Annotated in this window: 19 protein-coding genes; 17 read left to right on the forward strand and 2 right to left on the reverse strand. The window is 71.8% G+C overall.

Features of this window, described 5'->3' with window-relative positions; translation table 11 throughout:
• Positions 1-32: 32 nt before the first annotated feature.
• The 15 genes from ET445_RS07530 to ET445_RS07600 all read left to right on the forward strand — a co-directional run bounded on the left by ET445_RS07530 (position 33) and on the right by ET445_RS07600 (position 18,899).
• On the forward strand, positions 33-1,100 hold the full coding sequence (locus ET445_RS07530; protein ID WP_129190250.1) for a 3-oxoacyl-ACP synthase III family protein: 1,068 nt from the start codon (positions 33-35) through the stop codon (positions 1,098-1,100).
• Positions 1,094-2,353 (forward strand): cytochrome P450, encoded by a 1,260-nt coding sequence (locus ET445_RS07535; RefSeq protein WP_243695368.1) that lies wholly within the window; start codon positions 1,094-1,096, stop codon positions 2,351-2,353. Before ET445_RS07530 ends, ET445_RS07535 begins: the two co-directional genes overlap by 7 nt.
• Positions 2,354-2,539: 186 nt before the next feature.
• On the forward strand, positions 2,540-3,481 hold the full coding sequence (locus ET445_RS07540) for a PhnD/SsuA/transferrin family substrate-binding protein (RefSeq protein ID WP_129190252.1): 942 nt from the start codon (positions 2,540-2,542) through the stop codon (positions 3,479-3,481).
• Between the two features lie 20 nt (positions 3,482-3,501).
• On the forward strand, positions 3,502-4,395 hold the full coding sequence (gene phnC / locus ET445_RS07545) for a phosphonate ABC transporter ATP-binding protein (RefSeq protein ID WP_129190254.1): 894 nt from the start codon (positions 3,502-3,504) through the stop codon (positions 4,393-4,395).
• Positions 4,392-6,221 carry a PhnE/PtxC family ABC transporter permease gene (locus tag ET445_RS07550; protein ID WP_129190256.1) on the forward strand — a complete coding sequence of 610 codons (1,830 nt, stop codon included), beginning with the start codon at positions 4,392-4,394 and terminating at the stop codon, positions 6,219-6,221. Before phnC ends, ET445_RS07550 begins: the two co-directional genes overlap by 4 nt.
• An 87-nt stretch (positions 6,222-6,308) precedes the next feature.
• Entirely contained in the window at positions 6,309-8,816 is a 2,508-nt protein-coding gene (locus ET445_RS07555) for an ATP-dependent helicase (protein WP_208008575.1), read from the forward strand.
• A 7-nt stretch (positions 8,817-8,823) separates the two neighbouring features.
• Complete coding sequence (locus tag ET445_RS07560) at positions 8,824-9,369, forward strand: NUDIX domain-containing protein (RefSeq protein ID WP_129190260.1); 546 nt, start codon at positions 8,824-8,826, stop codon at positions 9,367-9,369.
• Positions 9,370-9,384: 15 nt separating this feature from the next.
• Positions 9,385-10,464, forward strand: coding sequence for an FUSC family protein (locus ET445_RS07565; RefSeq protein WP_129190262.1), 1,080 nt, complete (start codon positions 9,385-9,387; stop codon positions 10,462-10,464).
• A 208-nt stretch (positions 10,465-10,672) separates the two neighbouring features.
• Positions 10,673-11,839: an ADP-forming succinate--CoA ligase subunit beta gene (sucC, locus tag ET445_RS07570; RefSeq protein ID WP_129190264.1), complete on the forward strand. Its 1,167-nt coding sequence runs from the start codon at positions 10,673-10,675 to the stop codon at positions 11,837-11,839.
• Between the two features lie 17 nt (positions 11,840-11,856).
• Positions 11,857-12,765: a succinate--CoA ligase subunit alpha gene (gene sucD, locus ET445_RS07575; protein WP_129190266.1), complete on the forward strand. Its 909-nt coding sequence runs from the start codon at positions 11,857-11,859 to the stop codon at positions 12,763-12,765.
• A gap of 80 nt (positions 12,766-12,845) precedes the next feature.
• Positions 12,846-13,403 (forward strand): hypothetical protein, encoded by a 558-nt coding sequence (locus ET445_RS07580; protein ID WP_129190268.1) that lies wholly within the window; start codon positions 12,846-12,848, stop codon positions 13,401-13,403.
• 65 nt (positions 13,404-13,468) lie between these two features.
• Complete coding sequence (locus ET445_RS07585) at positions 13,469-14,470, forward strand: hypothetical protein (protein WP_129190270.1); 1,002 nt, start codon at positions 13,469-13,471, stop codon at positions 14,468-14,470.
• Between the two features lie 125 nt (positions 14,471-14,595).
• Entirely contained in the window at positions 14,596-15,954 is a 1,359-nt protein-coding gene (locus ET445_RS07590) for a hypothetical protein (protein ID WP_129190272.1), read from the forward strand.
• 12 nt (positions 15,955-15,966) lie between these two features.
• On the forward strand, positions 15,967-17,268 hold the full coding sequence (locus ET445_RS07595) for a cell division protein PerM (protein WP_129190274.1): 1,302 nt from the start codon (positions 15,967-15,969) through the stop codon (positions 17,266-17,268).
• Between the two features lie 95 nt (positions 17,269-17,363).
• Entirely contained in the window at positions 17,364-18,899 is a 1,536-nt protein-coding gene (locus ET445_RS07600; RefSeq protein ID WP_129190276.1) for an APC family permease, read from the forward strand.
• A gap of 110 nt (positions 18,900-19,009) precedes the next feature.
• Here ET445_RS07600 and ET445_RS07605 read toward each other — a convergent pair whose 3' ends face one another.
• The gene (locus tag ET445_RS07605; protein WP_129190278.1) at positions 19,010-19,951 is read right to left on the reverse strand and encodes a hypothetical protein; all 942 of its coding nucleotides are present in this window, start codon (positions 19,949-19,951) and stop codon (positions 19,010-19,012) included.
• Between the two features lie 17 nt (positions 19,952-19,968).
• On the reverse strand, positions 19,969-20,925 hold the full coding sequence (locus tag ET445_RS07610) for a hypothetical protein (RefSeq protein WP_129190280.1): 957 nt from the start codon (positions 20,923-20,925) through the stop codon (positions 19,969-19,971).
• Positions 20,926-21,095: 170 nt separating this feature from the next.
• Here ET445_RS07610 and purN point away from each other — a divergent pair, with 170 nt between their 5' ends.
• Both purN and purH read left to right on the forward strand, forming a co-directional pair.
• Entirely contained in the window at positions 21,096-21,689 is a 594-nt protein-coding gene (purN, locus tag ET445_RS07615; protein ID WP_129190283.1) for a phosphoribosylglycinamide formyltransferase, read from the forward strand.
• Positions 21,686-23,296, forward strand: coding sequence for a bifunctional phosphoribosylaminoimidazolecarboxamide formyltransferase/IMP cyclohydrolase (gene purH, locus ET445_RS07620; protein WP_129190285.1), 1,611 nt, complete (start codon positions 21,686-21,688; stop codon positions 23,294-23,296). The genes purN and purH overlap by 4 nt, the downstream gene beginning before the upstream one ends.
• The last annotated feature ends 52 nt before the right edge of the window (positions 23,297-23,348 follow it).

Here is a 23,348-nt window from a genome sequence, read left to right on the forward strand (position 1 = left end):
CGCGACATCCGCCCCACCCCTCGGAGCCCCGCATGACCCTTCTCGACGAACGACCCGCCGAAGCCCCGTCGCGCGTGACCCTCGAGCCGCGCCGCCGCACGGTCGCCGCGCGTCTCTCGGCCGTCGCCGTGCACCTCCCCGCCGAACGACGGACGACCGAGGAGACCGAGGCGCGGCTCGTCGCCGAGAACCCGCGCCTGCGCTTCCCGCGCGGGCTCATCGAGCGACTGACGGGCGTCACGGGCGTGCACGTGCGTCCCGCCGGGTGGCAGACCTCCGACCTCGCGGTCGCGGCCGCGCGCGACGCGCTCGCGCAGTCGCCCGGCGAGATCGACCTGCTCGTGTTCGCGTCGGCGAGCCAGGACCTCATCGAGCCGGCGACCTCGCACATCGTCGCCGCGAAGCTCGGCATCGCGCCCGCCGTCATGGATGTCAAGAACGCGTGCAACTCGCTCGTCAACGGGCTGCAGGTCGCCGAGGCGCTCATCGCGACGGGGCAGGCGCGGCGCGCGCTCGTCGTGAGCGGTGAGATGCCGTCGCACGCCGTGCGTTGGCGGCTCGACTCGTCGGCGCAGTTCCTGCGGTCGTTCGCGGGGTACACGATGAGCGACGGCGGCGCGGCGGTCGTGCTCGAACGGGCCGACGGGTCGGGTGCGGGGATCCTCGCGAGCCGGTTCGAGGCGCACTCGCGGTTCTGGAGCGTGGGGACCCTGCCGACGGGCGGTTCGGTGAACCCGCACGCCGTGGGCGGCAGCTACTTCGACATGGACGGGCGGGCGCTCGAGCGCGCGTTCGCCGAGGTCGGGCTCGGCATCTTCCACGCAACGCTCGCCGAGGCGGGCTACACGGCGGCCGACGTCGACTTCGTCGCCGTGCACCAGGTCGCCCTGTCGATGCACGAGCGCATCGTCGAGCTCCTCGGCGTCGACCCCGCACGCACCCACCGGCTCATCGACGGGCACGGCAACCTCGCGAGCGTGTCGCTGCCCGTGCAGCTCGCGGCGGGCGTCGACCGCGGCGCGATCCGGCCGGGCAGCCTCGTCGCGCTCGTCGGGCTCGCGGGCGGCATCAGCCTCGGGACGACGGTCGTGCGATGGTGAGCACCGGCCCGGTCGCGCGGCGATCACCCGCGGCACCCGTGCGCCGCGAGTCATCCGTCGCCCTCGCGTGGGAGGAGCGCGTCATGCGCGCCGCCCACCCCGTCGCCTACCCGCTGCTCGCGAGCGTGCGCCGTCCGGTCGTGCGCGTGCCCGGCCTGGGCGTCGTCGTGACGGATGCCTCGCTGCTGCGCGCCGTCCTCATGGACACGCAGACCTTCTCGAAGCACGGCCCGGGGGCCCCGAGCGACCTGTGGACGCCCGTCCTCGGCGATCGCGTGCTCCTCAACATGGAGGGCGCCGAGCATCTCGAACTGCGGCGGCGGCTCGCGCCGCTCTTCACGCCCGCGGCCGTCGGCGAACTCGTCGACCGCATGCTCGGGCCGTCGTACACGCGGCTTCGCGATCGTCTCGCGGCGGGCGAGTCGGTCGACCTCGTCGCCGAGGCGCGGCGCGGGGCGAGCGCGGCGATCGGGGCCCTCGTGGGGCTCGACGAAGACGTCGTCGACGATCGGCTGTTCCGCCGGATCGCGTCGGTCACGGGGGCCGTGCGGCTCTCGCGGCCGCGCATGACCGACGCCCAGATCGCACACGCGAAGGCCGTCATGGCCGACCTCACAGGGCACGCGCGCGCCGCGTGGCGGGCGGGCGACCCCGCGACCGTCCCGGGGCGCATGCGCGAGCTCGGGCTCGGCGAGGAGGAGTCGCTCGGCGCCGTCGGCGCCTTCGTGCTGACCGGCACCGAGACGCTCGTCGCGTATCTGCCTCGGCTCGTCGCGCTGCTTCACGACACCGGATGGCTCGGCCGCCTCGCCGCGGATCGCACCCACCTCGATGCGGCGGTCGCCGAGGGGCTCCGGGTCACGACGCCCTCGCCCGTCATGCTGCGGAGCACCGTGGCGGCGGGCCGCATCGGCAGCGACGACGGCGGCGGCGTCGGCGTCCGGCCCGGCGACCGGGTCGTGCTCGCGACGTTCCTCGCGAACCGCGTCGCGCCCGGATTCGACCCCGTCGGCAACCCCGCGGCGAACCTCCGGCAACTGTGGTTCGGGGCGGGCTCGCACTTCTGCCTCGGGGCGCCGCTCGCGATGGCGCAGATCAGGGGCACGGTCGGCGCGGTGCTCGACGCGGCCGCGAGCAGGGGCGCGTTCGAGGCATCCGCCGCTCCGCTCGTCGTCGAACGCCGCCGCGTCGCACGCGGCGTGCTCATCCCCGGCTACCGCGAACTCGTGCTGGGGCCTTCGCGCGCCGTCTGATCCTGCGTGCCCGCCGTGCGCATCAGGCGGAGGGACGGCTCCCGTTCCGTGGCCGTTCACGGTGCGGCCACTCATGCACCCCCCGCGCGCAACCACGGGTTCCTAGCGTGGCGTCGTCGGCGCCGACTGCACCCCGGTGCCGCCTGCCTGACATCACATTCCCCTAGACCCGGAAGGTCTCTTCTGATGCACTCCTCCATCGTGCGCGGCGCGGCGGCACTCGCCGGCCTCACGCTCGCCTTCGGCCTCGCGGCATGTTCGACCCCGTCCAGCGCCGAGGACACCGCGAGCGACGACACCGCCGCGGGCACGTTCGCCTCGGGCGACGAGAACACCCTCGTCTTCGCGACGCTCCCCGACCACGAGGGCGCCGACCAGGACGCCCAGCCCATCGCCGACTGGATCGCCGCGATCACGGGCAAGGATGTCGAGTTCTTCGAGGCGACCGACTACACGGCCGTCGTCCAGGGCCTCGCCGCCGGCCAGATCGACATCGCGCAGATCTCGGCGTTCACCTACTACCAGGCGCAGAACGCGGGCGCCGACATCGTCCCGATCGGTGCGCAGATCACGTCCGAAGGCGCCGAGCCCGGCTACTACTCGGTCGCGCTCAAGAACCCGGCCGCGACCGACGTCACCTCGCTCGCCGACTTCGCCGACCGCCCCGTCTGCTTCGTCAACCCGACCTCGACGTCGGGCCGCGCGATCCCCGCGGGTCAGCTCAAGTCGGCCGGCGTCACGGTCTCCGAAGAGAACACGGTCTTCGGCGAGGAGCACGACCTCACGGCCGCCAAGATCGCCGAGGGCGTCGACTGCCAGGTCGGCTTCGCCCAGGACGTCGACGCCGACCCGCTCATCGAGTCGGGCGCGCTCGAGGAGATCGACCGCTACCTCGTCCCGGCCGCGCCGATCGTCATGCAGGCCGGCCTCCCGCAGGCCCTCCAGGACCAGCTCATCGAGGCGATCGCGGACAGCACGCAGTCCTCGCTCACCGACGCCGGCGTCGAGCTCAACGAGTTCCTCACCGAGAACTGGTTCGGCTTCGGCAAGGTCGACGACTCGTACTACGACAACATCCGCACGGTCTGCGACGAGGTCGCCGACATCGTCGAGGCCTGCGCGGCCTAAGCCACCGGAGCATCCACACCATGACGACCGGCGACACCCCCGCGGTGCACATCGAGGCACTCGACAAGACCTACCCCGGCCAGCCCGGACCGGCCCTGTCGGGGGTGTCGCTGGACGTCGCCCGTGGCGAGATCGTCGTCCTGCTCGGCCTCTCGGGCTCGGGCAAGTCGACCCTCCTCCGCCACATCAACGGCCTCGAGACGCCGACGTCGGGCACCGTCGTCGCGCTCGGGCAGAACGTCCCCGAACTGAAGGGCCGGGCGCTGCGGGACCTCCGCGGCGACATCGGCTTCATCTTCCAGCAGTTCGAACTCGTCGGGCCGCTGACGGTGCTCGAGAACGTCCTCACCGGCACGCTCTCGACCCTCGGCGGCCCGCGGGTGGGCATCTGGACCTACCCGAAGGCGAAGCGCCTGCGGGCGCTCGAGCACCTCGACCGCGTCGGGCTCCTCGAGCGGGCCTACCAGCGCGCCGACACCCTCTCGGGCGGTCAGCAGCAGCGCGTCGCGATCGCACGCGCCCTCATGCAGGACCCCGAGATCCTCCTCGCCGACGAGCCTGTCGCCTCGCTCGACCCCGAGTCGTCCAGCCAGGTGATGGCGCTCATCCGCGAGATCGCCGCCGAGCGCGGCCTCACGGTCGTCTGCAGCCTCCACCAGGTCGACCTCGCCCTCGGGTGGGGCGACCGCATCGTCGGCCTCCGCGCGGGCGAGGTCGTCCTCGACACGTCCACCGACGGGCTCTCGCGCGAGCAGGTCATGGAGATCTACGGCCGCGTCGCGACGTCGACGGGCGAGCTCGCGGCGATCGAGACCGAGCTCGCCGAGGTGCGCGAGCAGCTCCTCACCGAGGAGCTCCGCAAGAACGCGCGCGACGACCTCGACCGGAACTTCGCCGACGAGGAGCCCGCGTGACCGCGATCGCGGCCGAATCGCGGCTGCTGTCCGTCAAGCGTCCGCGCCCGCGGCTCGCGAGCGTCGTCTCGGGCGGGGTCATCCTCGCGATCATCGTGCTCGGGGTCTGGTCGTTCATCGGCCTCGACTACAGCTTCAAGAGCCTCGAGACGACCTCGGGCAATATCTCCCGGTTCATCGGCCTCGCGACGCCCATGCAGTGGCCCGGCTGGGAGGTCACCGGCACGCGCACGGCGGCGGGCACGACGTTCACGACCGAATGGGTCGGGTGGGAGCCCGTCTTCGAGACCCTGCAGAGCGTCGCGATCACGCTCGCGCTCGTCATCGCGGGAACAGCCCTCGCGGCACTCCTCTCGATCCCCGTCGCGTACGGCGCCGCGCGCAACACGACGCCGAACGGCGCGGTCCTCGCGATCTCGCGCGGCATCGGCGTCGTCATGCGCGCGATCCCCGACGTCGTCTTCGTCGTCTTCCTCGCGTTCCTGTGGTTCAACTCGGGCACGCTGCCCGCGATCGTCGCGATCGGCCTGCACTCGATCGGCATGATCTCCAAGATGTTCGCCGACGCCGTCGAGCAGATCGACGAGGGGCCGCGGCTCGCGATCCGCGCGGCGGGCGGCTCGAAGGCGCAGGAGTTCTGGTCGGGCGTCGTGCCGCAGGCGCTCCCGGCGTGGATCGCCATCGCGCTCCACCGCGCCGACATCAACCTCCGAGGCACCGTCATCCTCGGCGTCGTGGGCGTCGCGGGCCTCGGCTACGACCTCGACGACGCGCTGCACGCAGGCCCGGCGGGCATGCGCCGCGTCATCCCCATCGTCCTCATCATCATCGCCCTGTGCGTCGTGTTCGAGATCATCTCGTCGTCGATCCGCGCGCGCCTGCTCGACGTGCGGCCGACGGGCAAGGGCATCGGCGACACGGTCGTCCGGGCGATGACGCGCCGGTCCGGGGCATCCGGCCCCAAGACTGCGGCGCAGACGCCCGCGCAGCAGGCGACCCGCGACCGCAACGCGCGCATCGAGGCTGCCCTGCACAGGCCGTGGGATCGCGACCGGGTCGCGACGACCACCTGGATCTGGCTCGGCATCGCGGTCGTCGTCGCGGCGTTCGTCTACGCGCAGCCCGACATCCTGCGCCTCTTCACGCCCGAGGGCTGGCGCTGGGACCAGGTCTCGAACCCCGACCTCGACCGGGCCGTGTGGCCGCCGAACTTCGGGAGCCGCGACTGGGCCGACGTGCTCGCGGCGGTCCTCACGACCGTGCAGGTCGCGTTCGCGGCGACGCTCATGGCGGCGATCATCTCGGCCGTCGTCGGCCCGCTCTCGGCGAGGAACGTCGCGGCGAACGGCGTCGTCCGCAACACCTTCCGCGGCATCGCGCTGTTCCTCCGCGCGATCCCCGATCTCGTCGTCGCGATCCTCTTCATCATCGCGACGGGCTTCGGTCCGCAGGCGGGCGCGCTCGCGCTCGGCATCGGCGGCGTGGGCCTCCTCGCGAAGCTCATCGGCGACTCGATGGAGGAGGTGCCGAACGGCCCCGAGCGGGCGGTCGCGGCGGCGGGCGGCAGCCGGTCACAGGTGTTCTTCTCGTCGACGGTGCCGTTCTCGATCCCGGCCCTCGTCGGCCACCTCATGTACCTGCTCGAGCAGAACGTGCGCTCGGCGACCCTCCTCGGCATCGTGGGCGCGGGCGGCATCGGCTTCCTGCTCCTGAACGCGTTGCAAGGGCGGCACTTCGACCAGGTCATCGCGTTCGTGTTCGTCATCATCGCGCTCGTGGTCGTCGTCGAGACGGCGTCGATCCTGATCCGGCGCGCGGTCAGGTAGCGCGCACGGTTTCGGAGCGGCGGACGGCTCGCGTCGGCGTTCGCGCCGACTGCGATGTCGGATGCCCCGCCTACACTTGAAGGCGATATGACGCTGATCCTCGACCCCGACGACCCGGCCGGCTGGCGCGAGGCCGACGCACCTGCACGCACCGCCGCAGGCGGCGGCCACGAGTCATCCGATTCGCACCTCGTCGCGGGCCTCAACCCGCAGCAGAAAGAGGCCGTCGAGTACCGCGGCCCCGCGCTCCTCATCGTCGCGGGCGCCGGCTCGGGCAAGACGCGCGTGCTCACGCACCGCATCGCGCACCTCATCGAGACGCGCGAGGCGTGGCCGAGCCAGATCCTCGCGATCACCTTCACCAACAAGGCCGCGGCCGAGATGCGCGAGCGCGTGCAGGCGCTCCTGGGCGACAGCGCGTCGGGCATGTGGATCTCGACGTTCCACTCGGCCTGCGTGCGCATCCTGCGCCGCGAGGCCGAGTCGCTCGGGCTTTCGTCGACGTTCACGATCTACGACTCGGCCGACACGCGCACGGTGCTGAAGCGCATCATCAAAGAGCTCGACGCCGACACGATGGGGTTCACGCCCGCGAGCGCGCAGGCCAAGATCTCCAAGCTCAAGAACGAGCTGACCGACGTCGAGGCGTACGCGCGCAACGCGAACACGAACGACCCGCAAGAGGTCATGTTCCTCGCGATCTTCCGCGAGTACACGCGTCGGCTGCGGGCCGCGAGCGCGCTCGACTTCGACGACCTGATCGGCGAGACGGTCTACCTCTTCCGCGCGTTCCCGAAGGTCGCGGCCCTCTACCAGCGCCGGTTCCGCCACCTCCTCGTCGACGAGTACCAAGACACGAACCACGCCCAGTACTCGCTCATCCGCGAGCTCACGCTGCCGGTCGCGCGCGAGATCGTCGACGAACTCGACGAGCACGGCGTGCTCGTCCGGGGGTTGACCGATGCGTCGGGGCAGATCCCCGGGGCGTCGCTCACCGTCGTCGGCGACAGCGACCAGTCGATCTACGCGTTCCGCGGCGCCGACATCCGCAACATCTCCGAGTTCGAGCGCGACTTCCCGGGCGCGAAGGTCGTCCTCCTCGAGCAGAACTACCGCTCGACGCAGAACATCCTCTCGGCGGCGAACGCCGTCATCTCGAACAACTTCGACCGCAAAGACAAGAAGCTGTGGACGGCCGACGGCGACGGCGAGCAGATCACGGGCTACACGGGGTACACGGCGCACGACGAGGCGCAGTTCGTCGTCGACGAGATCGAGGCGCTGCGTCGGGCCGGCGTCGACTACCGCGAGATGGCGGTCTTCTACCGCACCAACGCGCAGACGCGTGCGCTCGAAGAGATCTTCGTGCGATCGGCGGTGCCCTACCGGGTCGTCGGCGGCACGAAGTTCTACGAGCGCGCCGAGATCAAAGACGCCATGGCGTACCTCATCGCGGTCGCGAACCCGCTCGACGAGCTCGCCCTGCGGCGCATCCTCAACACGCCCAAGCGCGGCATCGGCCCCGCGACCGAGACGGCGATCGCCCAGTTCGCCGAGCAGAACGACATCTCGTTCCGCCAGGCCATGCGCTCGGCGGGCGAGCTCGGGCTCGGGCCGAAGGTCACGGGTGCGATCACGGCGCTCGCCGACCTCCTCGACGAGGCGGCCCTCATGCTCGTGCCCTCTCAGGCCGGGCTCGACGCAGGCACGAACGAGGGCGCTGCGAAGGTCTCCGACGTGCTGCTCGCCCTCGTCGAGAAGTCGGGGCTGCTCACCACGCTCCGCAACAGCCGCGACCCGCAAGACGAGACGCGCGCCGAGAACGTCGAAGAGCTCGTCGCGCAGACGCGCGACTTCGATCGCGAGAACCCCGGGGCATCCCTCGTCGACTTCTTGACGCAGGTGTCGCTCGTCGCGGCGGCCGACGACCTCGACGACGCGTCGGGCACCGTTTCGCTCATGACCCTCCACACGGCCAAGGGCCTCGAGTACCACGCGGTGTTCCTCACAGGGCTCGAAGAGGGGCTCCTGCCGCACCAGATGTCGGCGTCCGAGCCGGGCGGGCCCGCCGAAGAGCGGCGGCTGTTCTACGTCGGCATCACACGCGCTCGCAAGCGCCTCTACCTGTCGCTCGCGATGAGCCGCGCCCAGTTCGGCGAGGTGTCGGTCGCGCTGCCGTCGCGGTACCTGCAAGAGATCCCCGACGGGCTCATCGACTGGAAGCAGTCGCCCGGCATGGCGACGAGCCGCGGCGGCACGCAGGGGCGCGCGCTCAACGGGCGCGGGGCCGGGTACGGCGGCGCGAGAGGCTCCGACGGCGGCGTGTGGGGCACGCGCGGCCGCGATCTCGAGCGGTTCAGCGTCACGAAGAACGCGGGCGCGAAGACCGAGTGGGCCAACCGCGTCACGGGTGCCGTGCGCGACAACGGCGACCTCGCGCTCGAAGCGGGCGACCGGATCCGTCACACCGACTTCGGCGAGGGCCGCGTCACCCAGGTCACGGGCGAAGGCACGAAGAAGATCGCGCACGTGAACTTCGACACCGCGGGGGCGAAGAAGCTCCTCATCAAGATCGCCCCCATCGAGAAACTGTGAGGCACGCGTGAGCTGGCCCGTGCGCGCGAGTCGCGTCGCCTACGAGAACCGCTGGATCAGAGTCGTCGAAGACGAGGTCGTGCGACCCGACGGTGAGACGGGCGTCTACGGCGTCGTCGAGGTGCGGAACCCCGCGGTCTTCGTCGTCGCCGTGACCGACGCCGACGAGGTGCTCCTCGTGACGATCGACCGCCACACGGTCGGATCGTCGATCGAGGTGCCGGCCGGTGGCAGTGACGGCGAAGACCTGCGCGTCGCCGCCGAGCGCGAGCTCCTCGAGGAGACCGGGTACGAGGCGGCCGAGTGGCGCGAGATCGGTCGCATGCAGGCGCTCAACGGCATCTGCCGCGCCGACGAGACGGTCTTCCTCGCGACGGGACTGCGCCGTGCCGCGCACGACGCGACCGGCTCGCAGGTCGAAGAAGGCATCGGCGCCGTGCGCGCGGTGCCGTGGGCCGAGACGCTGCGCATGGCGGTGTCGGGCGAGATCTCCGACGGTGAGACGGTCGCGGCGCTGTTCTACGCGGCGGCCGCGCTCGGTCGGATTGCGTAGGGGAGTGCGCCCGAGATGACGGATGCCTCGCGCCCGCGCCTTCCGTGGTGGCGCGACGTGCACTCGCTCGACGTCGAAGTGGCCTTCCGAGCGGCGATCGCTGCGGCCGTGCCGCTCGTGCTCCTGCTCGCGACGGGACGCATCGAGTGGGCTCCGTACGCCGCGTTCGGCGGAATGACGGCGATCTTCGGCCGCAGCGAGGCGTACCGCACGCGCATCCGCACGGTGTCGGTCGCGGCCGTCGGGCTCGTCGCGAGCATCGGGCTCGGCATGGCCGTGTCGATCGTCGGAGCGGCGGCGGGCGGGGTGCTCTGGTGGACGGCCACGGCGCTCGTCGTCGTGCTCGTCGGCGGTGTGCTCGCCGTCAACCTCGTCCGCGCGCATCCGCCGACGCCGCTGTTCTTCGTGTTCGCGGTGCTCGTGTGCGGGGCGATCCCGATTCCGGCGGGCGAGGGGTGGGTGCGGCTCGGCGTCGGGGTCGCGTCCGCGGCGTTCGCATGGGCGTTGAGCCTCTCGGGCTGGCTCGTCCGGCGGGGCCCGCAGAAACCGGTGATCCCGCTCAAGCCGCTCCGCGAGAACGGGCCCGTCCGGTGGGGCGTGCTCCGCTCGCCCGTCATCTGGTGGACGATCGGCCAATACGTCGTCGCGACGCTGCTCGCGGGCTTGGCGGCACTCGGGCTCGGGCTCGGTCACCCGTATTGGGCCGTCGTCGGCGCGGCGGCGGCGATCCCGCCCGCGGGCGCCGCGCGGTCGATCTCGCGCGCCCTCCACCGCGTCGTCGGCACCGCGGCGGGCGTCGTCGTCACGGGGCTCGTGCTGTGGCCCGAGCCTCCCGCGTGGCTGCTCGTCGCCGTCATCGCCCTGGCCCAGTTCGGTGCCGAGATCTTCGTCGGCCGCCACTACGCGACCGCCCTCGTCTTCATCACGCCGCTCGCGCTCGTCGTCGCGCATCTCGCGAGCCCCGTGCCCGTCGAGGGCCTGCTGGTCGACCGTTTCGTCGAGACGGCGATCGGATGCCTCGCCGCGATCCTCGTCGTCCTCGTCGCGCGCGCGTTGCCGAACCCGAAGCCGCGCTCGCGCGCCGCGGCCCGCTGACGGTCGGCGTGCGGCCGAAGGGGCCCGCCTGCGGCTGCGGCATCCGACATCGCACGAGACATCCGAGCCCTCGATTCTGCCGCTTCCGACAACCGGAGTAGCATGGTCACGGCCCGTGCGGTATCTCGATGTCGAGACACTTTCTCTGCGTGGCCGATCACACCACAACCCCTGCGCGCCATGAGCGCGGACCGATAGGAAGCAGAGCGTGGATCTTTACGAGTACCAGGCCAGAGACCTCTTCGAGAAGTACGGAGTCCCGGTGCTCCCGGGCATCGTCGCCGACACCCCCGAAGAAGTGCGCGCCGCAGCCGAGAAGCTCGGCGGCGTCGTCGTCGTCAAGGCCCAGGTGAAGACGGGAGGCCGCGGCAAGGCCGGCGGCGTCAAGGTCGCGAAGAACGCCGACGAGGCGTACGAGGCGGCCAAGGCCATCCTCGGCCTCGACATCAAGGGCCACATCGTCAAGCGCGTCATGGTCGCGGGCGGCGCCCGCATCGCCCAGGAGTTCTACTTCTCGGTGCTCCTCGACCGCGCCAACCGCTCCTACCTCTCGCTCACGAGCGTCGAGGGCGGCATGGAGATCGAGCAGCTCGCCGTCGAGAAGCCCGAGGCGCTCGCGCGCGTCGAGGTCGACCCCGGCACGGGCATCACGCCCACGAAGGCCCGCGAGATCGCCGTCGCCGCGAACTTCCCGGCCGAGCTCGTCGACAAGGTCGCCGACGTCTTCGTGAAGCTCTACGACGTCTACACGGGCGAAGACGCGACCCTCGTCGAGGTCAACCCGCTCATCCTGTCGGAGGACGGCGAGGTCATCGCCCTCGACGGCAAGGTCTCGCTCGACGAGAACGCCGAGTTCCGTCACGCGGGCCACGCGCTCCTCGAAGACAAGGCCGCGGCCGACCCGCTCGAGGCGGCCGCCAAGGAGCTCGACCTCAACTACGTCAAGCTCGACGGCGAGGTCGGCATCATCGGCAACGGCGCGGGCCTCGTCATGTCGACGCTCGACGTCGTCGCCTACGCGGGCGAGAACCACGGCGGCGTGAAGCCCGCGAACTTCCTCGACATCGGCGGCGGCGCGTCGGCCGAGGTCATGGCCAACGGCCTCGGCATCATCCTCGGCGACCCGCAGGTCAAGGCCGTGTTCGTGAACGTCTTCGGCGGCATCACGGCGTGCGACCAGGTCGCGAAGGGCATCGTCGGCGCGCTCGCCGAGCTCGGCTCGTCGGCGAACAAGCCGATCGTCGTGCGTCTCGACGGCAACAACGTCGTCGAGGGTCGCGCGATCCTCGCCGAGGCCGCGCACCCGCTCGTGACCCTCGCCGAGAACATGGACCAGGGCGCCGACAAGGCCGCCGAGCTGGCGAACGCCGCGTAAGAAGAGGACAGACAGAAATGACGATCTTCCTGAACAAGGACTCCAAGGTCATCGTCCAGGGCATCACCGGCGGCGAGGGCTCGAAGCACACGGCGCGCATGCTCGCGGCCGGCACCCAGGTGGTCGGCGGCGTCAACGCGCGCAAGGCCGGCACGACGGTGCTCCACAAGGCGGCCGACGGCTCCGACGTCGAGCTGCCCGTGTTCGCGTCGGTCACCGAGGCGATCGAGGCGACCGGGGCGGATGTCTCCATCGCGTTCGTTCCCCCGGCCTTCACGAAGGACGCCGTGATCGAGGCCATCGACGCCGAGATCCCCCTCCTCGTCATCATCACCGAGGGCGTGCCCGTGCAAGACTCCGCCGAGTTCTGGGCGTACGCCAAGGAGCAGGGCGGCAAGACCCGCATCATCGGCCCGAACTGCCCCGGCATCATCAGCCCCGGTGAGTCGCTCGTCGGCATCACGCCTGCGAACATCACGGGCAAGGGCCCGATCGGTCTCGTGTCGAAGTCGGGCACGCTGACCTACCAGATGATGTACGAGCTCCGCGACCTCGGCTTCTCGACCGCGATCGGCATCGGCGGCGACCCCATCATCGGCACGACGCACATCGACGCCCTCGCGGCGTTCGAGGCCGATCCCGAGACGAAGGCGATCGTCATGATCGGCGAGATCGGCGGCGACGCCGAAGAGCGCGCGGCCGACTTCATCAAGGCCAACGTGACGAAGCCGGTCGTCGGCTACGTCGCGGGCTTCACGGCTCCCGAGGGCAAGACGATGGGTCACGCCGGCGCGATCGTGTCGGGCTCGGCGGGCACCGCGCAGGCCAAGAAGGAGGCCCTCGAGGCCGCCGGCGTCAAGGTCGGCAAGACCCCGAGCGAGACGGCGCGCCTGCTGCGCGAGGTCTACGCCGCGCTGGGCGAGTAAGTTCCGCTCGAGGCATTCGCTTCGCATTTCACGACGGCCCCGCAGGTTCGCCTGCGGGGCCGTCGTCGTACCCTGGTGGCGTGGGGGAGCAGACGACGCAGCGTTCGCAGGAACCGGCGGGACCGCCGCCGACGGACGCCGCCGAGAGCGTGCGGCGCATCGTGCACGCGAGCTTCGCGACCGAGCAGGCCGTCTACGGGGTGCTGCTCGTCTCGGGCATGATCGTCGTCGCGGGGTTGCACGGCGGCGGGTCGCTGAGCGTGTTCTGGACGGTGTTCGTCACGGTCGTCGTGTTCTGGGCGGCGCACGTCTACGCGGGCACGGTCGCGGGTTACGGGCTCGACGACGATCGGCTGGTGGGGCTCGGCGAGTCGTTCCGGCATGCCGTTCGGCGGTCATGGGGGTTGCTCGCGTCGTCGCTCATCCCGTCGCTCATCCTGCTCGCGGGCGCGCTCCGCGCGATCGACGACAAGTACGCGATCTGGGCGGCGCTGTGGGTGGGCGTCGCCGAGCTCGCGGTGCTCGGCTGGATCGCGTTCACGCGGCGCGGAGCGCCGTGGTGGGGGCGGGTGCTGGGCTCGCTCGTGACGGCGTCGTTCGGCGTGTTCATGATCCTCGCGAAGGCGTTCATCCACTGACGGTTCATCCACTGACGGATGCCTCGTGGCGGGTCGGAGGGCCGGGCGACCGTACACTCGTGCGGGTGACGAATGCTCCGAGGCAGGCCGACTACCGCCCGCTGCTCGCGCCCGTGGCCGACTCCGAGGCATCCGCGTTCCGTCGTGCGTGGCTGAGCGGGGCGTTCGGGCCCGCCGAAGCGGTGCGGGACGAGTCCGCGAAGCGGTGGATCATGTTCGGCCTGCTCGTGCCGTTCGCCGTGGTGCCCCTGTTCGTGCTGGCCGGGTTCGCATTCCCGCAGTTTCCGGGGGCGTCGATCGTCATCGTGCTTCTCGTCGCGGCGGTCGTCGCGGTGATCGTCGTGGCCATCCTGCGCAGGGGCCTCGCGAGGTGGCGGCCTCGGGCGGCGCTCGACCGGTTCGCTCGCGCGAACGGGCTCGGGTCGCAGCCGCTCGTGCCGGGCCCCTCCTACCCCGGGCTGCTGTTCGACGTCGGGAGCGGCCGCACGGTCGGCGACCGGGTCTTCGCGCTCGACGGCCGGTTCTTCGACATCGGCAACTACACCTTCGTCACCTCGAACGGCAAACAGTCGGTCGCGCACCCGTGGCACTACCTGGCGCTGCGGCTCGATCGCCGGATGCCGCACTTCGTGCTCGACGCGAAGGCCGACGACCTGATCGGCTCGAACCTTCCGGCCGGATTCGGGAAGAACCAGGTGCTCTCCCTCGAGGGCGACTTCGATCGCGTGTTCACCCTGTACTGCCCCGAGGGGTACGAACGCGACGCCCTCTACGTCTTCACGCCCGACCTCATGGAGCTCCTCATGCGCGAGGTGCCGGGGTGGAACGTCGAGGTCGTCGACGAGTGGGTGTTCCTCTTCGGCGAGGGGCACTTCCGACCGCTCGCACCCGAGACGTGGGAGCGGCTGTTCCGCGTCGTCGGCGTCGTGGGCCCGAAGCTCCTCTCGCGCACGTCGCGCTATCGCGACGAGCGTCTCGTGCCGCCCGGCGCCGACCCGCTCCAGGCGTTCTCCTCGACCCCGAACCTCGTGACCCGGCAGGGCTGGCGGCTCCGGCGCTGGCGCTGACGTCGGCGCACGCCGCGCCGCGCCCCGCCAGGCCGCGCCGCGCCGCGCCGCGAATCATCCATCTCGGGTGAGCGTTCCGAAGTGCGACGGATGCCGCTCGCTAGTGTTGCCCGCAGGGGGACGAGATGGCGACGTCAGCAGAGGAGCTCGAGGCGCGCATCGCCGCGCTCGAGGCGGAGAACGCGGAGTTGCGCGCGGCGCGCGGCGGCGAGGCGGGGAACGGCGACGCGGGCGGCACGCGGAAGGGCCGCGGCCGCGGCCGCGCGGCCCTCGCGATCGTGCTCATCACGCTCGGCGCGCTCCTCGCCCCGGTCGCCGTGATCTCGGCGTGGGCGCGCATCGAACTCGTCGACACCGACCGGTTCGTGCAGACCTTCGCACCGCTCGCCGAGGACCCCGCCGTGCAGGACTTCGTCGCCGCCGAGGTGAGCGACGCGATCATCGAGCAGGCCGATCTGCCGCAGCTCACCGCCGACCTCTTCGACGGCATCCGGGGCCTCGACCTCCCGCCGCGCGCCGAGAACGCGCTCGGGCTCCTCGAGGCCCCGGCCGCCCAAGGCCTCGAGGCCCTCATCACGCAGACCGTGACGCGCGTCGTGCAATCCGACGCGTTCGCCGACACGTGGGCGACGGCCCTCCGGTTCACGCACCGCCAGTTCGTCGCGGCCGTGCAGGGCCGGGCCGGATCGGCGCTCGAGATCTCGGGGCAGGGCGAGCTCACGGTGCAGCTCGGTCCCGTGCTCGACGAGGTCAAGCGCGTGCTCGGTGAGCAGGGCGTCGGGTTCGCATCGCTCATCCCCGAGGTGCAGCTCGGCATCGTCGTCGCGCAGGCCGACTCGCTCGTGCTCGTGCAGACGGTGTACGCGCTCGCCGTGGGCGTCGGCATCTGGCTGCCGTGGGTCGTGCTCGCGCTCTTCGCCGGAGGCGTGCTCGTCGCGCGCGACCGGCGGAAGGCCCTCGTGTGGGCGGGCGGCGCGTTCGCGGCGTCGATGCTGCTGCTCGCGGCCGGGCTCGGGGTCGGGCGGCTGTACTTCCTCGGCGCCGTGAGCCCGTCGATCATCCCGGCCGACGCGGCGGGCGTGCTCTTCGACGGCCTGAGCGAGATCATGCGGGCCGTGAGCGCCGCACTCGCCCTCGTCGGCGTGTTCGTCGCCCTCTTCGCGTGGCTTTCGGGTCCGTGGCGGCCCGCGGTCGCGCTGCGGGGATTCGCCGAATCGGGGTTCGCGGCGGTGCGCGCCGCGGCGGCGCGTCATGGGGTCACGACGGGCGCGTTCGGCGACGCGCTCGAGCGATGGATCGCGGGCGTCTACGCCGTGATCGCCGTGGTCGCGGCATCCGTGCTGCTCTTCGTCCGCCCGCTCACGGGCTCGCTCGTCGGGTGGACCGTGTTCTGGGTGCTTCTCGCGCTCCTCGTCGTGCAACTGCTCCGCCGACCGGCGGGCACGCCGGGGCCGTCCCGTCGGGAAGAGGTCCCCGCGGGATAGGCTCTGCGAGCCATGTCTCGTCTGATCACCGCCCTGCTCGCCGCGCTCGAAGCGGTCGTGGCGGCACTCGTCGGACTCGGCATCGCGCTCGTGCCGCTCATCCTGCTGTGGTCGGTGCACTTCGGGCTCGAGATCGACCTCGCGGTCTTCCTGCGCGCGGGCGCCGACGTGTGGCTCGTCGGGCACGGGGTCGACCTCGTCGCCCAGCTCGACCCCGTGACGGCCGCACGCACGGGCGTCGCGGGCGCAGGCGACCCGTTCCCGATCACGATCGCGTTCCTCGGATTCGCGCTCGTGACGGTGCTCTTCGCGCGTCGCATCGGCCGGCGTTCGCAGGCGGCCGGGTTCGCGATCACCGGATGCCTCTCCGCCGCCGCCGTGACGGGCGGCATCGGTCTCGCGCTCTCCTTCGTCGCGAGCGTGCCGGCGGCGACCACCTCGCACTGGCAGGCCGCCCTCCTTCCCGCGCTCGTCGCGGCGCTCGGGGCGGTGATCGGGGCGATCTACGAGACCCTCGCCTCCGAGGCCGACGGCGGCGACGACGCGCCCGGTCCGCTCCTCGCGCGCTGGCGCGAACTTCCCGTCCCGCCCCTCGCCGGCGCGCTCGCCTCGATCCGGGTCGGCGCGGGCGCCGCGTTCGGCGTGATCGCCGTCGCGGCCGTCCTCCTCGCCGGGCTCCTCGCGGCCGACTACGCGACGATCGTGGGTCTCTCGCAGAGCCTCGGCGCGGGCGCCGACGGCGGGCTCGCGATCACCCTCGCAGAGCTCGCCCTCGTGCCCAACGCGATCGTGTGGGCGGCGTCGTGGATCCTCGGGCCGGGCTTCGCGATCGGCGACGGCACGACCTTCTCGCCCATGGGCACCCTCGCGGGCCCGGTTCCCGGACTCCCGCTCCTCGGCATCCTGCCGACGGGAGGCGCCGCACTCGGCATCGTGTGGCTCATCGTGCCGATCGTGTTCGGGTTCGTGGGAGCGACGTTCGCCTGGCCGCGGTTCGAGGCGCAGACGGGTTCCCGCGCGCACGCGTGGTACACGCCCGTCGTCCAGGCGCTCGGCGCAGGCGTCGTCGCGGGCGTCGTGCTCGGCCTCCTCGCGTGGTGGTCGGGCGGTGCCGTCGGCCCCGGTCGGCTCGCCGTCGTCGGCCCCGACCCCATCGCCGTCGGCGCGATCGCCGCGGCGACCGTGGGCTTCGGCGCGATCGCCGGCGCGTTCACCGCTCGCGCGATGCCGAGAGGCGCGGACGGCGGCGTGCGCGGCGACGGTCGAGTCGAGCATTCCGAAGAGCCCTACCCCGAGGCATCCATTCACTTCTGACCGGTGCGCACCCGGCGCGCACGAGACATCCGTCGCTCTTCACCCGGCTATTCGCCGAGTGCTAATCTGCGCTCATCCCGACCCGAGGGGGGACGATGTCGACGCAGACACAGGGTACGGGCGAGGGCAAGGGCCTCGCGACGGGAACGCTCGGCCTCTGGGGGTCGACGGTCATCGGGCTCGCCTCGACCGCGCCCGTCTATTCGCTCGCCGCGACGCTCGGGTTCGTCGTCATCACGGTCGGCGCGCAAGCGCCCATCGCGTTCGTCATCGCGTTCGTGCCGATGCTGCTCATCGCGTTCGCCTACCGCGAGCTCAACCGCGACGTGCCCGACTGCGGCACGACGTTCACGTGGGCGACGAAGGCGTTCGGCCCGTGGGTGGGCTGGCTCGGCGGCTGGGGCGTCGCGGTCGCCGGCACGATCGTGCTCGCGAACCTCGCCCAGATCGGCGGCATCTACTTCTGGCTGCTCGTCGCGCCCGACCTCGCCGAGAACGTCTTCGTCGTGACCCTCACGGGCGTCATCTTCATCGCCCTCATGAGCTGGATCAGCTACCGCGGCCTCGAGGTCGGCGAGCGTCTGCAGAACATCCTGCTCGGCGTGCAGTACCTCGCGCTCGCGCTCTTCGTGATCTTCGCGAGCATCGCCGTCTTCACGGGCACCGCGCCCGAGGGGTCGACGACGCCCGACTGGAGCTGGTTCAATCCGCTCGGATTCGAGTCGTTCGACGGGTTCGTCGAGGCCGTGCTCCTCGCGCTCTTCATCTACTGGGGGTGGGACACGTGCCTCGCGCTCAACGAGGAGACGAAGGACCCCAAGCGCATCCCCGGCCGGGCGGCGGTGCTCACGACGCTCATCCTGCTCATCACCTACGTCGGCGTGACGGTCGCCGCGATGTCGTACGCGGGCCTCGGCGACACCGGCATGGGGCTCGGCAACGAGGGAAACGCCGACGACGTGTTCTTCGCCTTGAAAGACGCGCTCTTCGGGCCGTGGGCGTGGCTCCTCGTCGTCGCCGTCATGATCTCGGCCGTCTCGTCGACGCAGACGACGATCCTCCCGACCGCGCGCGGCACGCTCGCGATGGCGGTCTACAAGGCGCTCCCGAAGAAGTTCGCGACCGTGCACCCGCGCTACCACACCCCGTCGTTCTCGACCCTGCTCATGGGGTTCGTCGCGATCGTCTTCTACGTCGGCATGACGCTCATCAGCGACAACATCCTCCAAGACACCGTGCTCTCGCTCGGCCTCGCGATCGCGTTCTACTACGCCATCACGGGGTTCGCGTGCGTCTGGTACTTCCGCAAGACCCTCTTCCAGTCCTGGGCGAACTTCTGGAACCGGCTCGTGTTCCCGCTCGTCGGCGCCGTGCTCCTCACGTTCGCGTTCGTGTACTCGGCGATCGACATGCTCGACCCCGAATACGGCTACACGGTCCTCTTCGGCGTCGGCGGCGTGTTCGTCGTCGGCGTCGGATCGCTCGTCCTCGGCGCCGTGCTCATGGTGGTGTACTCGTTCTTCCCGCGCTCGAAGCCGTTCTTCCGCGGCGAATCGCTCAACCGCGACACCGAGGTGCTCGTGCCCGAAGACGAGCAGGTGATCATCCGGTCGGTCGACGGCGGGGTGTGAGGGGCGCGCATCGCGGGTGCGCTCTGCACCAGCGCGGTTCGCGACATCCGGATGCCTCGGCCGCGGGCTGCTCGAATCAGTACGGGTCTCGAATCAGTACGGGTCTCGAATCAGTACGGGTAGGGAGTCGGGGTCGGGCCGGGGTCGGTGCTCGGCTCGCAGAGGTAGACCGTGATGAACGGCCCGTCGACGCGGTAGTAGTACGGGACGGGGTAGTCGAGCGTCACGGCGGCGCCCCACATCCCCGAGGGGCCGGGGCGAGAGTGGGGGTCCGACCCCTCGGGGCAATGCTCGACGTGCTGCCCGAGTGCCGTGATTCTCGGAGGGTTGCAGCGCGGCGAGTACAACCGCGGATCGCAGCCGTCCGCATCGGGCTGCGCGATGCCGATGAATCCGTTCGACGACCCGCCGCTCGACGATCCGCCGCCGGAGTACCCGCTCCGGGCTGCGGCCTCCTCGGCCGCGACGGCCTGAGCGTGCCCGGCCTCGGCCGCCTCGACGCTCGCGCGGAACGCGACGAAGAGCCCGGTCAGCTCGTTCGGAGATGCGGCCGCGCCTCTCGTCGCGGCGGCGGCGTCGGAGGCCGCTTGCAGCAGGGCGGCGTCGGCGCGAGGCGAGTTCGCGATGCGTGCCTCGCCGTCGACGACGAGTCGTTCGACGAGTGCGGGCGCCACCGATGCGAAGAGCGCCGTCGCGTCGATGAGCGCCGCCGCGTCGTCGTTGCCCGAGGCCCGGTCGAGCGACGCGAGCACGACGGCGGCATCGTCGAGGATCGCCGGGTCGGTGAAGCCGGCGAGGTCGACCGTCGCCGCCCGCAGTCCCGCCGATGCCGCGAGCGCACCGCGGTGGGCCCCCGCGAGGGCTGTGGCGCCGGGATCGTGCGCCGAGAACACGGGCGTCACGGCCTCGGCGCGCTCGGGCTCCTGCGGAGGGAAGAAGACGAACGCGGCGACGGCTGCGGCGACGATCGCGACGGCGGCCGTCAGCACCGCCGCCGGGTGGACGCCGCGAGCGCGGGAAGGCGTCGGCTTCGAGTTCGGTGATTCCGTCATGGTCGACTCCGAGGGGCTCAGTAGGAGTACGGCTCCGGGAGCGGGCCGGGACCGTGCGGTTCGTTGCTGCTCGGCTCGGGGTCGCAATGCATGACGGCGACGAAGTGGCCGTCGATCCGGTAGGTGTACGTGAACGAGAAGTCGAGGGTGACCGGACCCGTCTCGGATCGGCCCTGGAACACGTGGGCGAGGGTCTGAGGCGGGCAGCTCGCGACATAGCTCCCGAGCGCCGTGACGACGGGCGGCGGCCCGCACGTCGTGAAGCGCGGGAAGAGCGCGCAGTTCGGGGTCGATGACGCGTCCGGCGAGCCCCCGGCTCCGCCGCCCGTTCGGCCGCTGCCGCCGGAGCCCGACCCGCCCGACGCGCGCGCGGCCGCTTCGGCCGCAGCGGCCTCGGCCTGCGCGTGGTTCGCGGCGGCGGCCTCGACGGCGGCGCGGAGGGGCGCGAAGCGCCCGGCGAGGTCGGATGCCTCGGCCGAACGCAGTGCCGCAGCCGCGTCGCGCACGGCTTGCGCCGTCGCCCCGTCGGCAAGGGGATAGCCCGTCAGGCGCCCTTCGGCGTCGGCCGCGAACCGTTCGACGAGCGCGGGCGCGATCGACTCGAACAGGGCGGTCGCCTCGAGGAGTGCGGTCGGGTCGCCGCTCGTCGCGGCCTCGTCGAGCGCGGCGAGCACCGTCGCGGTGTCGTCGAGGATCGCCTGGTCGGCGAAGCCGGCGAGGTCGACCGTCGCCGCCCGCAGTCCCGCCGATGCCGCGAGCGCACCGCGGTGGGCCCCCGCGAGGGCTGTGGCGCCGGGCTCGTGAGCCGAGAACACGGGCGCGACGGCCTCGGCGCGCTCCGCCGGCTGCGGAGGGAAGAAGACGAACGAGGCGAGGGCGGCGGCGACGATCGCGACGGCGGCCGTCAGGACGGCGGCCGGGTGCACACCGCGGGGGCGCGAACGCGCGGGCTTCGATTGCGGGGCATCCGTCATGGTCGTCTCCGGGGTGCGGCGGTGCGCGGATGGAGCGGGAAGCGAATCGGAGACAATCTACCGGGTGCGGCGAGCCGCGCGCGAGAGCTGCGCACGGGCGCGCCACGAGACATCCGGATGCCTCGACCGCCGTGTCTTCGGCGGGACATCCCCTCGGATACCCTTGACAGGTGCTCAAGCTCGTCGTGCTGATCTCGGGCGGCGGTTCGAACCTCCGCGCCCTCCTCGAAGCCGCTGAAGACCCCGAGTATCCCGCGAGGGTCGTCGCGATCGGCGCCGACCGCGACGCCGACGGGCTCGTGCTCGGCGAGGAGTTCGGCATCCCCGCGTTCTCAGTGCCGTACACGGCGTACGAGTCGCGCGAGGCATGGGGCGACGCCCTCATCGACGAGGTGCGCCGTTGGGAGCCCGACCTCGTCATCCTCTCGGGCCTCATGCGGCTCGTACCGCCCGCCGTCGTCGAGGCGTTCTCGCCGTTCCTGCTCAACACCCACCCCGCCTACCTGCCCGAGTTCCCGGGCGCCCACGGGGTGCGCGACGCGCTCGCCGCGGGCGCGACGCAGACGGGTGCGAGCCTCATCGTCGTCGACACGTCGGTCGACGGCGGCCCGATCGTCGCGCAAGAGCGCGTGCCGGTGCTGCCGGGCGACACCGAGGCATCCCTCCACGACCGCATCAAGCCCGTCGAACGCCGCCTCCTCATCGAGGCCGTGCACGACATCGCGACCTCCCACCTCGACCTGAAGGAGTTGACCGCCCGATGAGCGGAGCATCGATCGACCCGGCCCTCTACCGTGAGCGCGACCGCGTTCCGGTCAAGCGCGCCCTCATCGCCGTGAGCGACAAGCGGGGGCTCGTCGAGCTCGCGCAGGCGCTCGTCGACGCGGGCGTCGAGATCATCTCGACGGGCGGCACCTCGAAGGCCATCGCCGACGCGGGCATCCCGGTCACGCAGATCGCCGAGGTCACGGGCTACCCCGAGCACCTCGACGGGCGCGTGCGCACCCTCCACCCGGCCGTGCACTCGGGCCTCCTCGCAGACCTCCGGCTCGAGTCGCACGAGCGCGAGCTGGCCGAGCTCGCGATCGCGCCGTACGAGCTCGTCGTCGTGAACCTCTACCCGTTCGTCGAGACCGTCGCCTCGGGCGCCGCGCCCGACGCCGTCGTCGAGCAGATCGACATCGGCGGCCCCGCCATGGTGCGCGCGTCGGCGAAGAACCACGCGAACGTCGCGGTCGTCGTGTCGCCCGACCGCTACGAGTCGCTCATCGAGTCGGTCCGCGCGGGCGGCACGACGCTCGACGAGCGCCGCGTGCTCGCGCGTGAGGCGTTCCGCCACACGGCGTCGTACGACGTCGCGGTCGCGTCGTGGATCGGGAGCGTCGTCGCGCCCGACCAGCCGGCGGATGTCTCGCCGTTCCCCGCGTGGGTCGGCGGCACGTGGACGAAGCAGAACGACCTGCGGTACGGCGAGAACTCGCACCAGCAGGCCGCGATCTACCAGTCGACGGGCGGGCGCCCGGGCATCGCGCAGGCAGTGCAGCTGCACGGCAAAGAGATGTCGTACAACAACTACGTCGACGCCGATGCGGCGGTGCGCGCCGCGTTCGACTTCGCCGAGCCCGCCGTCGCGATCATCAAGCACGCGAACCCGTGCGGCATCGCCGTCGCCGCGGCCGACGCCGAGGACCCCATCGCCGACGCCCACCGCCGCGCCCACGAGTGCGACCCCGTGTCGGCGTTCGGCGGCGTCATTGCCGCGAACCGCACGGTCACGAAGGCCATGGCCGAGACCGTCGCCGACATCTTCACCGAGGTGCTCGTCGCGCCCGCGTTCGAGGCCGAGGCGGTCGAGATCCTCACGCAGAAGAAGAACATCCGCCTGCTGACCCTCCCCGAGGGCTTCGCACCGACCGCGGTCGAGCTCAAGCAGGTCTCGGGGGGCATGCTCCTGCAGCAGGCCGACCGCCACTTCGCCGACCCGTCGACGTGGACCCTCGCCGCGGGCGAGCCCGCCGACGCCGAGACCCTCGCCGACCTCGCGTTCGCGTGGACGGCGTGCCGCGCGGTCAAGTCGAACGCGATCCTCCTCGCCTCGGGCGGGGCGTCGGTCGGCGTCGGCATGGGCCAGGTCAACCGCGTCGACTCGTGCAAGCTCGCGGTCGAGCGCGCGGGCGAGCGCGCGGCGGGGTCGGTCGCGGCCTCAGACGCGTTCTTCCCCTTCGCCGACGGCCCGCAGATCCTGCTCGACGCGGGCGTCAAGGCGATCGTGCAGCCCGGCGGATCGATCCGCGACGACGAGGTGATCGCGGCCGCCGCCGCGGCGGGCGTCACGATGTACTTCACGGGAGAGCGGCACTTCTTCCACTGAGCCCACTTCCTCCACTGCGCGGCACCTCGACGACGTCCCCGTCCTGACTCGT

The organism is Agromyces protaetiae (genome assembly GCF_004135405.1).
GTDB classification, from domain to species: domain Bacteria; phylum Actinomycetota; class Actinomycetes; order Actinomycetales; family Microbacteriaceae; genus Agromyces; species Agromyces protaetiae.

Excerpts from the sequence above, each read along its gene's own strand:
- ET445_RS07530 (WP_129190250.1), top strand. The coding sequence starts at position 33 with ATGACCCTTCTCGACGAACGACCCGCCGAAGCCCCGTCGCGCGTGACC.
- ET445_RS07535 (WP_243695368.1), top strand. The coding sequence starts at position 1,094 with ATGGTGAGCACCGGCCCGGTCGCGCGGCGATCACCCGCGGCACCCGTG.
- ET445_RS07540 (WP_129190252.1), top strand. The coding sequence starts at position 2,540 with ATGCACTCCTCCATCGTGCGCGGCGCGGCGGCACTCGCCGGCCTCACG.
- phnC (WP_129190254.1), top strand. The coding sequence starts at position 3,502 with ATGACGACCGGCGACACCCCCGCGGTGCACATCGAGGCACTCGACAAG.
- ET445_RS07555 (WP_208008575.1), top strand. The coding sequence starts at position 6,309 with ATGACGCTGATCCTCGACCCCGACGACCCGGCCGGCTGGCGCGAGGCC.
- ET445_RS07565 (WP_129190262.1), top strand. The coding sequence starts at position 9,385 with ATGACGGATGCCTCGCGCCCGCGCCTTCCGTGGTGGCGCGACGTGCAC.
- sucD (WP_129190266.1), top strand. The coding sequence starts at position 11,857 with ATGACGATCTTCCTGAACAAGGACTCCAAGGTCATCGTCCAGGGCATC.
- ET445_RS07590 (WP_129190272.1), top strand. The coding sequence starts at position 14,596 with ATGGCGACGTCAGCAGAGGAGCTCGAGGCGCGCATCGCCGCGCTCGAG.
- ET445_RS07595 (WP_129190274.1), top strand. The coding sequence starts at position 15,967 with ATGTCTCGTCTGATCACCGCCCTGCTCGCCGCGCTCGAAGCGGTCGTG.
- ET445_RS07600 (WP_129190276.1), top strand. The coding sequence starts at position 17,364 with ATGTCGACGCAGACACAGGGTACGGGCGAGGGCAAGGGCCTCGCGACG.
- ET445_RS07605 (WP_129190278.1), bottom strand. The coding sequence starts at position 19,951 with ATGACGGAATCACCGAACTCGAAGCCGACGCCTTCCCGCGCTCGCGGC.
- ET445_RS07610 (WP_129190280.1), bottom strand. The coding sequence starts at position 20,925 with ATGACGGATGCCCCGCAATCGAAGCCCGCGCGTTCGCGCCCCCGCGGT.
- purH (WP_129190285.1), top strand. The coding sequence starts at position 21,686 with ATGAGCGGAGCATCGATCGACCCGGCCCTCTACCGTGAGCGCGACCGC.